The sequence below is a fragment of the Mycoplasma sp. 246B genome (assembly GCF_054353935.1).
The window spans coordinates 119,454-135,094 of the sequence record NZ_JBTHHM010000001.1 but is presented as its reverse complement, the minus strand read 5'-3'; the positions used below and the strand labels follow the sequence as shown (position 1 = coordinate 135,094).

Below are 15,641 nucleotides of genomic sequence, written 5' to 3'. Positions count from 1 at the left end.
AATAAACTTTTTTGAATAATTATCCAGTTTTATTATCAAATGATTAAAAATATGATGTAAAAAACTTTTATAATTTTAACATCAATAAAAATAATATAAAATAAATATATGAAACGCTTTTTTGATACGGTGAAAAATACAGTCAAAGGTAAAAATTGAAAAGAAATTAGTTTGTTTAAAAAATGAACCATTAAAAATATGGTGATGGTTGCTATTTTAATTGCAATTTCTGTTAGTTTTACCATCGTTGTGGCTCAAATTTTACCCGTTGTCAATTTACCTACATATAAATTTTCATTTATCGGATTACCTGTAAAAATAGCAGGTTTTATCTTTGGACCAGTTGTAGGGGTCTTTGTTGGAATCATAAGTGATTTGTTATCTTTATTATTTATTCCACCTGCTGGTTATAATCCAATGTATACAGTTGCTACTGCATTAAATGGTTTTGTTTCCGGACTACTTGGGATATATTTTAATCAAATTCTTAAAACTGCATTTAGCAAGGAGTTTAGACTACAAAGAATAGGACAAAAATTAAGTATTCTTGCGATGGAGTATTTACAATTTAAAGCAAATGGTGAAATAAAAAAAGCCGAAAAATCAGCAATGAAAATGATAAAATTGAACAATAAAAAGAAATATATTGATCAACTTGCTTCAGATAATTATCTAAAAAATATCTATTTAATCACTGCAATTGTCCTGCTTTTAGTAGTAATCGCTTCGGTTGCTTGGTTTATTTCAGCCGCTTCACCTGAGGCAATTGAAAAAGGTATAATTAAAAACCGTTGAGTTTTATTAGGATTAATGAGTACAGGAACATCATTAATGATTTTCTTTGTGTTATTTGGAAGATTTTTCTTTAAAACTGAAACATTTTTAACTTTGATTCCTATTGTAGTTTTTTGTGCATTTCTGGAGCTTGTAAATGTTCCTGTTTTAGCGTATGCAGACTTGATTTCATTAGGTAATGGGGAACAAAAAGATATTTTCTTTTGAATCACTCAACACATTCTTACAGGGCCTGTAAAAATATGATTTAATACCTTAGTTATTTATTATACATATGGGATTATTTCAAAATTAATTAATAAAAACAGTAATTTATCATATCGTTAGGAGAATATATGAGCAATGATGCAAAGTTTTTGTTCGTGCTTAAAAATTTATTTGAAGACTTTCAAAAAGGTTTTTTTACATCTAAAAAAAATAACAAACTCAGTATCAGCATTCCAAAACTTTTAATTAGCTCCTATACATCTCTTTTTTTTATTCCTGCTGTTAATACTAATTTAACATTTGAGACCCTATGAGATGTTATTAAAACAAACAAGTCAGTTGTTTTAGGTTTTCATGATCAAAATCAACAAAATTTTAATTTAATCACAAATAAAAAGAAAATATTAAACAAAATATCTTTTTTTGATGTATCAAAAATAAGTAATAACAAGGACTTAAGCATCCCATTCAACGAGATTTGAAAAGCCTGCATAGATTCTGAATATAAATATGATTGATATTTACAAAAAATCACAAACATCACTAATCAAAATACTTTTATTTTAAAAAATCTCTTCTTTAAAAGAATTACAGAATTTATCCCTTTAATTATTAACATTAACCAAGAATACAAGAGAGAGAAAGATACCTTAGATAAAAAAATTAGTGCTTTACAAAGTAGTAAATTGCTTTTAAATAAAGAATTAGAAGAAATAATTTATAAATATCGCTACAACCTGTATGAGTATCAAAATATGCTTTTTAAATACTTTGTGGACTTTTTGAAAGAACTAAAATCCGATATCGAAAGTGTTTTTTCAACCTTTGAAAATTCTAATTTTATCTTGCAAAAAGAAAAAATTAGTGAACTAAAAAAAAGATACGAATATTTACAAAAAATAAATAATACATCAATTACAAAAGTTTCAGGTGAAATTAAAAAACGAGATTTAAAAACTGAAATAAATTATTATTATAAGTTTTTAAAAACAACAAAAACCACTTCTAAAACGTTTATCAACCAGCAAATTTATAATTTAAATAAGGAAATATCACTTTTAAAATATAAATTTAAATATGCAAATATACAACACTCAGATTTTGTTGAATTATATAAAGATTACTGTGCAAAAAGAAAGTCATTATTTATTTGAAAAAAAAATAAGAAAAATCTATATTATTTAAATAATGAAGAATTAAAACTTCTTTATAACGATGTAACAAATAAAATAGATTTTTTTATTCATAATAGATATAAAACCAAAGAAAAAAATCATTCATTAATAAAAGAACAACTAAAAAATTATATTGAATATGAATTAGAAATCAATGTTGATCATTACACTTTACTTTCAAAACTGCATTATCAAAAGATTATTAATAAAATCAACGATGTCAAGTCAAAAATTCGTAAATTTGATAATACCAATTATAAACAAATTCACAATCACAAATTTTTAGTTGAAATGAAAAATCTAAATCAACAGTTACAGTCAGCATCGGCCGAATTAGATTGAAGTAATTATGTTGAAAACAAAATTTTTGATAACTTATTAACTCACAAAAATAACAAAATTAATCAGTTTTCAATAAATTTAAAAAATGTAATTAAGTCATTTAACACATCATTTAAAAAGGTTTCTTTTTTATTTAATTCAATTACAGATAAAGATGAAAATTCAACTAATATTTTCGAAAACCTTAGCTCCTTTTATAATTCACTTATTAAAAAACCATGGATGATTAATCTTTTAGAACATATTAGTGAGTATTGCAGTAACAAAAAACCTTTATCAAAAACATTGTTAAACGAAATTATTGCGATGTTAAAATTTGTTTCATTACTTGAAAATATATCAATTTCGCAAAAGAACTTTTTAATCCCTTTTAAATACTTAAAAAACATTGATAAAATTAAAATTAAACTTATCAAATATTGAGTTGATGACAGTAAATTATTAATCATTAAAGATTTAAAAAATGATATTTCATATGATCATAAAAATGAGTTCATTCGTGTTTTAAATGTCTTTTCACAAAAATATAAGATTCCATATATTTATACAACCGATGATTTTAATATCTTGAAAAACGAATTTGATGAAATTTTTCTTTTCAATGATCGCAAACTTGTTGAATCAGGCGATTATAGTCAAGTTATTTCAAAGCCCTTTACAAAATTTGCTAACGAACTTATTAATGAACACAAAATAATGGACGAGGAGCCTACTGATGCATTTTTTACCAATGAATATATAATAAACTTACATTCAGGCATTAATCATCAAGTCTATACTAATTTAAAAACATACAAACAACAAGGAAAAGGAGAGATAAATCAAAATTTTGATACCATAATTATTGATAAAACCCAAAATTCTGAGCAATATTCCTTAACTTCTGTTTTTAATGAAATAGAATTTGATTTATCAAGCAATAGCGAGAATAATGATAAAGAAAATGCTTTTTTAGATTACGATGAATGAAATAATCAGATATATATTATTTCAAGTAATGATTTAGATAATTTTTAAAATTTTGTATAATATTTGCAAGGGCAGAGGTACTTGCAAGTTTTTGTAGGTTGAGAAACACTCTTAAGAGCCGATCTAGGTAATGCTAGCGTGGTGAGTCTTTCTTAAAAATTTTTCTGTCCTATATTAAGATAGGAGAAAAATGAAATTCAAAAAATTATTTAGTTTAGGAATTCTTACATCAACTGCATCAATATCAGTTGCAGTTTCTTGTGGAACTTCTACTAAAGCAGATAAACAAGAAAACCAAAGTGTAAAATTAAGTTTAGGAACCCCTGAACAATATGCACTTGGAAATTTAACACTTGACCAATACAAAAGTAAATTAGAAAATTCATTAAACGATGAACTCAAAGCTTTAAAATCAAATGTTAAAGTTGAAGTAATCTTCCGAGGACAAGAAGATTACAAAGCTACTTTCGATGATTTAACCAAAGGTACATCTGATTTTGCTTTTATTTCAGCTGGTTATCTACAATCGAATAAAGCAAAAGTCGGAGAACTTGGTTTTAAACTAGGCATCCAGACACTAACTCGTCAATTTAATGGTGATATTACATATGATTTCACTACCAAGGCACACGGACATTATACCGATGGACTCGATGATGATGATTTAAGAAAAATTGCAAAAAATGAAGATACACTTTTTCATGCTAAACCAAGATCTCAATGAGATGACAAAAATAATGGTTACAATTGAGATGGACAAATTTATCAATCATTATATAATGCTAAAACAGATTTAGTCCCTTACCAAAGAGGTTCAATAGTATTGATAGGAACTGATGATATTCGTTCTAAAATCAAGCAAGCTTGAAATAGCAAAAACTGAAATGAATTTATCAAATATGGTATTGTCACCGGTAAAAACACATCTGGTGGTAAATACTTATTACAACAAGCACTACTTAAAAAACACTTTGGAGCAAGTTTTAAACCACTAGCAACAGTTGCATCCGAAACACCAGACAACATCTTAATTGGGGGTAAAATCAAAGAAATGAACAACCCTAACGAAGCAAAAAAACACATCTTTTTTGATGATGAAACATCGTGAGCATGAACCAAATATAAACCACATGATGCATATGAAATTAATCAAAGCACTAGACCGAATGAAAAACTTGAAGAATTTATTGTCACAGAGGTTTTACCATATAATGTAGGAGTTTTTGGACCTAATGTAAGTTCAGATGCAATTAATCAAGTTACAACTGCATTTGTAAACTTATACAAAAATGATAAAGATATTTTTGGTCCAACCGTTGGATTCAATGGATATCGTAAAATTGATAATCCTGATGTTGAGTTTTGACCAATTGTTGATAACATCTTAGGTTAAAATGATTCGTTTTAAAAATGTTGATTTAAAATATACCGATAAAATTATCTTAAAAAATGTCAATTTAGACATCACGACCAATTGCATTGTTGGTTTAATCGGAAAAAGCGGAACTGGTAAGAGTACAATTTTAAAATCCTTTTTTGATTTTGAATTAATTACTTCAGGTTATTATTTATACAATGGCGCTAAAATACCTAAAAACAAGTTAAAAAAGTATAAAAACGACATAATCTATATTGCTCCTGATGATAATTTAATAACTTCTTTAGATTTTTATAAAAATTTACAACATTTTTACAAAAAATACAAAAATCCTTTATTTAAATGACTTAGAATTTTCACCAAGCAGCAAAAAGAAGAAATTTTTCAACTTTGCAATCATTTTGGAATGTCAGAATTTATTTTTAAACCAATAGAACAGCTTTCTGCTGGGCAAAAACAACGTTTTGCTATCATCTTAAATCTCCTTAACGACACTAAAATCCTCCTATGTGATGAGTTAACTAGTAATTTAGACATCACTAATGCCAAACTAGTTTTTGACTACCTGCAAAGTATTAAAAAAAATAAATATATTATTATTGCACTGCATAACCTTTCTGATGCAGTTAAATATATTGACAAAATCATTGCAATTAAAAATCAAGAAATTCAAAAAATATATTATAAAGGTGAATATGATCCTGATGAGCTAAGGAAATATTTTGACTAAAAAGAAATTTTTAGTTAAAGTTTGACAAAAAACTTTAACTAAATGAACCCTATTAATAACCTCCTTAATTATTTTATTTATATTTATATATCAACTTAACATCAAACCATCAAAAATTGGTTTAAAGCTTTTTTGGGTTAATTTAAAAAATCTCTTTGAATTCCGTTCTAATTCACCTGATTTTATTAATGAAAATTTATGAATTTTAAATATTAAATATATGTGAATTACCATTAAATCTGTTTTTAGTGGAACCTTTGTCGGACTTTTGCTTGCTTTTATAACTGCTTATTTTAGTTCATTAAATTTATGAAGAAAAAACTGATGAACATGAATTGTGCGAATTGCTATTATCTTATTACGTTCAATGCCGATTTTGGTGCCAATAATGATATTCGGATCATCTTATCAAAAAGATATGATTGCGTTTATGATTTTTTGATACACAACATGATTATGATTGCATCGATATTTTTGTGATATCTTTGAATCAAGTAATACCAAAAAGTTCTGACAAGATATTAATTTAGGAATGCCACGTTATAAAAGTTTTTATATCAATATTGTTTTATCAAACAAAAACAAATTTATAATGAACTCCTTATTAGCAATCGAATCTAATATCCGTTGAAATTCTATTTTAGGTTCAGTCGGGATCTATGGAATCGGATTTGTATTCAATTTTTTCAAGGAAAAAATTGAATATTTAGGAATAAGTATCCTTTTTGTTGTTATTTTAGTTGGTTTTTTTGAGGGGATTTTAATTTTATTTAATAAATTTTTATTTGTGTCACCTAAAATTAAAAATCCATCAGAAAAAACCCCATATTCATTAGCATATAATTATAAAAAAATCCTTAAATATCTTATTTTTGCAGTTTTTTTCGCTATTATAATAACAAGTTTTGTAGATTTATCACAAACAAAAGTTAATATAGAGTTTTTAAAATTGTGATTTAACAACTTGTTTATTTTTGATTTTTCAGAAGTTACTATAGATCCAAATATATATAATTCTTACTGAAGTATCTTCAAACAGACCTATATAGCGATTTATTTAGCATTCTTGCTAGCTATTTTATATGCAATCTTGATGAGTGAAAAATTATTTAAACCGATTCAAACATACTTTTTTAAATTATTTATAGTGCTATTAAAATCAATCTCTGTTTTAATCTTTTTTATATTATTTAATTCAATCTTTTACTTTGAAACTGCAATTATTTTAGCCGTTATCATCATCGCATTTAGAGCTATGAGCAAGCAGTTTTCAGAAGTTATTAATCGAATCGATGAAAGTAAAGTTAAACATTGAAGAAAACTAGGTTATAGCAGATGATTTATTTATAAAAACATCTTGCTTCCTATGTATAAAAAGGCTATTATTTCCTTACTGCTCTTTGAGAGCGAAGGAACTTATCGAAATTTCATAACATATGGGGTGTTTTCTAACATTATAATTTACACATATATAAGTCGTTATGAAGAAAAACAAGAATTTGGAAAAATTATCCCTGCTTTTTTACCGGCTTTCTTTATTTATGTACTACTTGAATTATTATTTTTACTTTATAAAACATTTTTACTGCACAAATTATGAAAATGATTATGCGAACTTGTTATAAACATCTATAAAAAGTTGTGTAAAAGATTTAAAAAGCAAGTTCAAACTTATTAATAAACTAAATCAAAAGACAATTTATTTTAAAATTAAGATTTTACTTTTAAAATAAATAAAAAATTAACTACTTTAAGATAATTACAAAGCATCTAAAAAATAAAAATCAACAACTTTTTCTCTAAAAAGTCCAACTATTTTAAGACTTTTTGGAGATTTTTTTCTAAAATATTTGCATACTCTTTACTTTATTTTATGGTATAATTTATTTCACTTTTTATGTTTTTATGATAATACCACAAAAATGAAATTCATAAAAAAGAAAATTGCAATTTTCGAAAGGGTTAAAATGGAACAAAAAAAATATCGAATTCGTAAATTTGGTCCAAAAACTGAACGTAGAGATTATTCTATCACCAAACAATCTCTACCTCTTTTTGATATTCTTCAAACAAGCAAAGAATCTTTTGCAGAATTTATGAAGAATGGTATTCAAAATGCATTAATGGAAATTTATCCTATTACAACTGGACAAATTAGACTTGAGTGCTTAAAATCTAGTTTTGATGTTGAATTACCATATAAAAAAATCACTAGTGAAGGTGATGAAATCAACAAATGTAAAGCTAAAGGTATGAACTTTAGTGCAAAAGTTTATGTTAATTTAAATGTAGAAAATGTAAAAACCGGAGTTGTAAAACAAGAAAGAGTCTTATTAGGAGAAATTCCATATATAACTTCTGGTGGTAGTTTTATTATTAACGGTTCTGAAAAAGTTATTGTGAGCCAACTTATCCGATCACCTGGTGCTTATTTCGGATTAGGTGTACGTAACAAGCAATCAGATGACTTGTTTAACAAACTTGAAATTTTGCCAAGAATCGGTTCATGATTTGAAGTTTCGCACAAGGTTACTTCATCGAATCTGGATGTTGTAAAAGTTAAAGTCGATAAGAATAAAAGTATTGCATTAGGTACCTTGCTTGGTTCTTTTGGATTTACTCCAAAAATGCTGTATAAACTTTTTGGTAAGAATGAATTGCTAGTTGAAACCTTGAAAAAGGATAAAATTCTTGGTAATGAAGAATATAATCAACAAGAAATTATTGATTTTTCACAAGAGGAAATCTTCAAAACCATTCGTAAAGGAGATCGCGAAACAGCAGAAGCAAAAAAATCATTGCTTCCAAGTATGTTGTTTGATAAAAAAAGATACAACCTTTCTGTAACGGGTCGTTACATGCTTAATAAAAAACTTTCTTTAGTAGACCGTATTACTAAAACATACCTTGCTGAAGATTTAAAAACAAAAAACGGTGAAATCTTATTAAGCAAAGGTTCATTTATTGATTATAAAAAAGCACGAGAAATCCAAGGATGATTTAATACACGTGTTCTACCATCAGAGAAGTTAGAAGACATCGATCCAGAACATGTTTATCATAAAGTTTATCGTCCTGCTAGTGAAACAAATTCACATCATTACGAAAACCATCACGGATACAATAATCCAGAATTAAGAAAACGAACTAAAATTATTAAAGTCAAAGTATATCCGTCTAAAAAATGAATGGAAACTAAGCCGGAGCAACCTATTATTATAATTGGTAATGATCCTAAATCAATCGAAACACACTTATTAATTTCCGATATTGTTGCTGCTATTAGTTACTATTTCAATCTTACTGTTGGAGTAGGTCAAGATGATGACCCGGATTCATTGATTAACAAAAGAATTGTTTCTGTTGGTGAATTATTGGAAGCACAATTGATGATTGCTTTAGCAAAACTTGAAAAAACTACTCGCGAACGTATTGGTTCAAAGGAAGCCGAAAAAGTTACTGCAAAAAACGTAACTAATAATAAACTCATAACCAATCAGATGAAAACCTTTTTTAACTCTTCAAAACTTTCACAATTTATGGATCAAATTAACCCATTAGCAGAAGTTTCTAACAAACGCCGTGTTACATCATTAGGTCCTGGTGGTCTTAGTCGTGATACAGCTCAATTTGAAGTTCGGGATGTTCATTCAACTCACTATGGAAGAATTTGTCCGATCGAAACACCTGAAGGACTTAATATCGGTTTGATTTTAAACTATGCAACATTTGCACAAGTTGATGAACTTGGATTCTTAAAAACCCCTTATTATAAAGTTAATAATGGCGTTGTTGATTATAACGATGTTCGTTATTTAACAGCTGCCCAAGAAATCGGATATTCATTTGCCCAATCATCAGTACAAATTGATGATAACAACAAAATTATTACTCCTACACTAACTATAAGACGTGATTACAACTATATTGTTGGAACCCCAAAAGATGTTGATTTTTTGGAAGTGTCATCAAAACAAATGGTTTCCGTTGCTGCTGCAGGTATACCATTCTTAGAAAATGATGATGCTAACCGTGCACTGATGGGATCGAATATGCAACGTCAAGCAGTTCCATTAATAGAAGCTGAAGCACCTTTAATTGCAACTGGAATTGAAGCAGATATTGCTAAATACTCTTCTTATAACCTTATTGCAAAAAACTCAGGAACTGTTACATATGTTGATAGTTCAAAAATCTTTGTAAAGCGTAGCGAAAGTGGTGTAACTGATAAATATTCACTGCGTAATTTTGAAAGAAGTAACCAAGGAACAGTTATTCAGCAAAAACCACTAGTTCGTAAAGGACAACAAGTTAAAGCTGGAGATTTATTAACTGATGGTTCTTCTTTTAAGGACGGTGAATTAGCACTAGGTAAGAATGTTTTAGTTGGTTTTACCACTTGAAACGGATACAACTTTGAAGATGCTGTTATTATTAACGAAAGACTGGTTAAAGATGATGTTTATACATCTATTCATGTTGAAGAACAAATTATCCAATTCCGTAGTTCTCGTGCTGGAAACGATATATTAACAGCTAATATCCCACAAGTTTCTAAGCATTCGATTCGTCATCTTGATGAAACAGGTATTGTAAAAGTAGGTTCCGAAGTGTTACCCGGTGATGTTTTAGTGGGTCGCACATCTCCAAAAGGTGAAGAAAACCCTTCACAAGAAGAAAAGTTACTTCAAGCTATTTTAGGAAGTCGTTCAACCGGAATTAAAGATACATCCTTGAAAGTAAAAAATGGTCATGGAGGAACTGTTATCCATGTTGAAGTTCTTTCAAAAGAAAATAATGATGTTTTAGAAGAAGGTGTAGAGAAAATTGTTAAAGTTTCAATTGCACAAAAACGTAAGATTAAAGTTGGTGATAAAATGGCAGGTCGCCATGGAAACAAAGGTGTTATTTCAATTGTTTTACCAGAAGAAGATATGCCATATTTAGAAGATGGAACACCACTTGATATTATGCTTAATCCACAAGGGGTACCATCACGGATGAACATTGGACAAATCTTAGAACTTCATCTTGGAATGGCTGCTCGTAAATTGAACACCAAATTTGTTTCCCCGTCTTTTGATGGAGTAAAAAAACAAGATATTGAGGCCGCATTAGAAGAAGCAGGATTAGATAAAACAGGTAAACAAATTGTAATTGATCCCATTACAGGACGTAGGTTCGATAAACCTATTTCTGTGGGTGTAATGTATATGCTTAAACTTAACCATATGGTGGATGATAAAATGCATGCTCGTTCTGTCGGTCCATATTCACTAATTACTCAACAACCTCTTGGAGGAAAATCACAAAATGGTGGTCAAAGATTTGGTGAAATGGAAACATGAGCACTTGAATCATATGGTGCAACCAATGTTTTACAAGAGATATTAACTTATAAATCCGATGATATTTTAGGACGTAATGCCCTTTATTCTGCATTAGTTTCCGGAAAACAACTACCAACTCCAGGAACACCTGAATCATTTAATGTTTTAAGTCACGAACTTAAAGGTTTAGGAATGAAATTAGAACTTTCTGACACAATCGATGAAAGCGACCAAATAACCGAATTTGATATGATTCAATTTGAAACAGGAGGTGATGATGAATAATACTTTTGATAAAAAATCACCCATCAACAGAATAACCCTTTCACTTGCTACAAAAGCAGATGTTGAAAAATGATCTTATGGCGAGGTAACTAAACCTGAAACCATTAACTATAAAACATATAAACCAGAAAAAGATGGACTTTTTGATGAATTAATCTTTGGTCCAGTAACTGATTATAAATGTCCTGTGTGTGGTACTAAATACAAAAAAACTGATGAAAATCAAATCTGTACTAAAAATCCACAATGTGAAAAATATAAACCAGTGATTTTACCCAAAATTTCACGTCGTAGTAGAATGGGACATATCAAACTTGAAAACCCTGTTGTACACTTTTGATTTTTCAAAATTGATCACTCTATTATTTCAAAACTTTTAGGTCTTAGAGTTCACGATAGTAATAAACCGGTAACAAAGGCTGATTTAGAAAAACTTATTTATTATAAATCTCATATTGTTTTAGAAACAGGTAATTTAAAATCACTTAAAAAGAATACTATTGTAAATATTAACGAAGCACCTGAATTTTATCTTGAAGTTCTTCGTGAAATGTTAACATTAGAATACGATGATCCAGATGCTATCGAAGAAATTCAACAAACATTAGATGAACTGCTTGAATATGCACAATCTGAAGATGGAAAATCATTTGGAATTGACTTTTATTCTTACAATGAAGTTATTGAAGAATTTACCGATGCTAAAATTGGAACAGGTTCAAATGCTATTGAATACCTACTTAAACATATTGATTTAGAAGCAGAAAGAGCAGCAGTTCAAGCTGATATTGATGCAATAAACTTAGAAATTGAAGAAAACGGAGTAAATAATTCTGCTTCAAAAATCCAAGAACGAACCAAATTATACAAACGTCTTACTATTATAACTTCATTTATTCGCTCTGGACAAAAACCTACCGATATGTTAATTTATAACTTACCAGTTATTCCTGCTGATCTTAGACCATTGGTACAATTAGATGGTGGAAGACACTCAACAAGTGATATTAACGAACTCTATCGTCGCATCATTATTCGTAACACCCGTTTAAAGAAATGAATCGAACAAGATGCTCCAATGTTAATCAAGCAAAATGAATATCGGATGATTCAAGAAGCAGTTGATGCTTTAATTGACAATGGTAGAAAAAAACCAGCTCCGGTTTCTTCAAAAGATGGACAACCACTTAAATCTATTTCAGATGCTTTAACAGGTAAGAAAGGGCGCTTCCGTCAAAACTTACTCGGAAAACGTGTTGATTATTCAGGACGTAGTGTTATTGTCGGTGGTCCTAAACTTAAAATGTATGAAGTCGGTATTCCTCGTGATATGGCGGCTAAATTATTTGAACCTTGAATTGTTCGCGAACTTATTTCTAATGAAGATGGGGTTACAAGTGTTAAAACAGCTAAAAAACTCATCGAAGGTCTTGATCCAAGAATTTGACCATATGTAGAACGCGCAATTGAAGATAGACCGGTACTATTAAACCGTGCTCCTACCTTACACCGTCTTTCAATCCAAGCATTTTATCCTGTATTAATTCGTGGAAAAGCAATCAAATTGCATCCGTTAGTAACAACAGCATTTAATGCCGACTTCGACGGGGATCAAATGGCAGTACACATCCCAGTTAGTGATCAAGCCGTTCTTGAAGCAAAAGAATTAATGCTTGCTTCAAAAAATATTTTAGGTCCTAAAGATGGTGAACCAATTATTAACCCGTCACAAGATATGATTTTAGGACTTTACTATTTAACTATTGAAAAAGCAGGTGTTAAAGGTGAAGGAAATTATTATGGTTCATTCGATGAAATGATGCTAGCTTATGAAAGAGATTATCTAGATTTACATGCTCGAATTGTTTTACCTATTGCTGCATTAAATAAAAAATTCATATCAGAACAGACCAATAAACCTTATATTATTTCATCAGTTGGTAAATTTATTTTAAATCAAGCTTTCCCAGATGAATTTGAATTTGTTTTTGGTAAATACAGCGAAAAAACATATAAACAAGATTCTGATGGTAAAGAAATTGTAATCGAAAAAGAAGTAATTCATACTTCTGAAAATGCTTTAGATCGTTATACACTAAATTATGGTGAAAACTTTCGGGATGTAATTAAACATCTTGAAGTTACCCGTGGATTAGCTAAAAAAGATATTGCAAAGATAATTCGTAAAATTTACGAAAAATATGTGTATGTAGTAACCAAAGAAGATGTCGCTAACATAATTGATGCTACAACTTATTCAAACTACACTTTTAGATTAAATGATTGTGAAGCATTGCGTGATTATAATGGTGATTATATTCCATTAGAACATGCTAAATTAATTAACACATTTTTAGTTGAAGAGTTTGAAAAAATTAATTATAACAATCATCTAAAAGGAATTGATAACTCATTAGTAAGTTGAACAATCGATGAATATACAAAAGTTTTAGAAAATGTTTGATTCAAATATACAAATTATGTCGCTACAATTTTAGATAAAATTAAGGACTTAGGTTTTCAATATTCTACCATTTCTGGAACAACTATTTCGATGAACGATGTTAAGACATTAGAATCAACCAAGGAAAAAATAGTAGAAGGAGATGAACATACTGCAAAACTGCGTCAATTCTACGAAGATGGATACTTAACTGATGATGAACGCTACAATTTAACAATTCAGCATTGATCAAAGGTTAAAGAAGAAATTGAAAAAGAACTTAAAAAAGTTACACAATCAGATATTGAAAACCCATTATTTATGATGATGACATCAGGAGCCCGTGGTAATGCATCAAACTTTACTCAGCTTGCTGGTATGCGTGGTTTAATGAGCAACAACACCAAAATTTTAAAGGCTGATGCTGAAAATGATCGTGTGGTTCGTTCTACAATTGAAATCCCTGTTAAATCTTCTTTCCTTGATGGACTTAGCGCATATGAATTTTACTCATCAACTCACGGGGCGCGTAAAGGACTTACCGATACTGCTTTAAATACTGCTAAGTCTGGATATTTAACACGTAGATTAGTAGATGTCGGGCAAGGAATAGTTGTTCGTGAAGAAGATTGTGGATCTGATTTTGGTTTTGAGGTTAAGGCTATTAAAGATACCAAAACTGATACAGTTATTGAATCATTATGGGATCGGATTGAAGGTAGATATACCAACTCTGCGATTCTTGATAAAAACGGAAATATTGCAGTTGAGGCAAACATCTTAATAACTCCTGATATCGCAGATAAAATTACCAAGGAATTAAAATTAGAGAAAGTAGATATCCGTTCTGTATTATCATGTCATACACGTAATGGAGTATGTAAACACTGTTATGGAAAAGACTTAGCAACCAATCGTGTCGTAAGTACTGGTGAAGCGGTCGGGGTTGTTGCAGCTCAATCAATCGGGGAACCCGGGACACAACTTACAATGCGTACATTCCATACTGGTGGGGTTGCTGGGGTTGAAGATATTACCGGAGGATTTGGTCGTCTCATCGAGCTTATCGATGCTTATGATTTTCCGTGAGGAAAACCTGCTATTATTTCAAAAGTTTTTGGTAAGGTTGTTAAAATCGAACAAGCTAAAAACCGTGATACAGGACAAAAAACAGATATTTATATTGTAACAGTTCGTTCAACTGCACATAATGGTGAAATTATTGAAACACAATATAACGGAAAACTTTCTCAAAAATTGCGTGTTAAAAAAGGTGATAATGTTGTTCCTGGACAAAAGATTTTCGAAGGCCCTATTATCTTAAAAGATCTTTTAGAAGTTGCTGGACCTCGTGCGGTGCAAAACTACTTACTTAAAGAAACTCAAAGACTTTATCGTCTTCAAGGAATTACAATTGCTGATAAATATATTGAAATTATCATCCGTCAATTATTATCAAAAATTATGATTACTGATCCTGGGGATTCAAAATTCTTTAATGGTGCATTAATTGATACATTTGTATATCAAAAAGAAAACGGAAAACTACTTGCTGCAGGGTTAAAACCTGCTTATGGTGAAGTGAAAATCCGTGGAGCAAAACAAGTACCATTACTTTCAGATTCGTGGTTGTCAGCTGCTTCTTACCAAGAAACTGCTAAGATATTAGTTAACTCTGCTGTTGGAAATCGTGTTGATAAACTTGAAGGTTTAAAGGAAAACATCATTTTAGGACATAAAATTCCTGCTGGAACAAACAGTAATTTTGAACTAAAAGGAAAATATGATATCCGAAATCCCAGAACCTATTTTAAATCAAAATATGATCCGAATGCTCCTATTGATAACGATACTTTAGATAACATTCATGTAGACTTCGATGAATTAACCGAATCATCTTATGAAGATCAATTTGAATCAGTGCATGACAATGACTTTGGAGAATTTGAATACGAAACATTTGAATAAAATTCAACACTATAACATG

Annotated in this window: 7 protein-coding genes; all 7 read left to right on the top strand. The window is 29.3% G+C overall.

Features of this window, described 5'->3' with window-relative positions:
• Positions 1-108 precede the first annotated feature (108 nt).
• The 7 genes from ACXYRR_RS00660 (at position 109) to ACXYRR_RS00630 (ending at position 15,622) form a co-directional block, all read left to right on the top strand.
• On the top strand, positions 109-1,122 hold the full coding sequence (locus tag ACXYRR_RS00660) for an ECF transporter S component (protein WP_458597294.1): 1,014 nt from the start codon (positions 109-111) through the stop codon (positions 1,120-1,122).
• An 8-nt stretch (positions 1,123-1,130) separates the two neighbouring features.
• Entirely contained in the window at positions 1,131-3,536 is a 2,406-nt protein-coding gene (locus ACXYRR_RS00655; RefSeq protein WP_458597293.1) for an MAG1360 family OppF-related protein, read from the top strand.
• A gap of 142 nt (positions 3,537-3,678) precedes the next feature.
• Complete coding sequence (gene cypl, locus ACXYRR_RS00650; RefSeq protein ID WP_458597292.1) at positions 3,679-4,881, top strand: ABC transporter thiamine pyrophosphate-binding lipoprotein p37/Cypl; 1,203 nt, start codon at positions 3,679-3,681, stop codon at positions 4,879-4,881.
• Position 4,882: 1 nt separating this feature from the next.
• Positions 4,883-5,596, top strand: a complete 714-nt coding sequence (locus ACXYRR_RS00645) for an ATP-binding cassette domain-containing protein (RefSeq protein ID WP_458597291.1) — start codon at positions 4,883-4,885, stop codon at positions 5,594-5,596.
• Positions 5,589-7,274, top strand: a complete 1,686-nt coding sequence (locus tag ACXYRR_RS00640) for an ABC transporter permease family protein (RefSeq protein WP_458597290.1) — start codon at positions 5,589-5,591, stop codon at positions 7,272-7,274. The genes ACXYRR_RS00645 and ACXYRR_RS00640 overlap by 8 nt, the downstream gene beginning before the upstream one ends.
• Positions 7,275-7,563: 289 nt before the next feature.
• Entirely contained in the window at positions 7,564-11,211 is a 3,648-nt protein-coding gene (gene rpoB / locus ACXYRR_RS00635; protein ID WP_458597289.1) for a DNA-directed RNA polymerase subunit beta, read from the top strand.
• A complete protein-coding gene (locus tag ACXYRR_RS00630; protein ID WP_458597288.1) occupies positions 11,201-15,622 on the top strand; it encodes a DNA-directed RNA polymerase subunit beta' in 4,422 nt (1,473 codons plus the stop codon). Before rpoB ends, ACXYRR_RS00630 begins: the two co-directional genes overlap by 11 nt.
• The last annotated feature ends 19 nt before the right edge of the window (positions 15,623-15,641 follow it).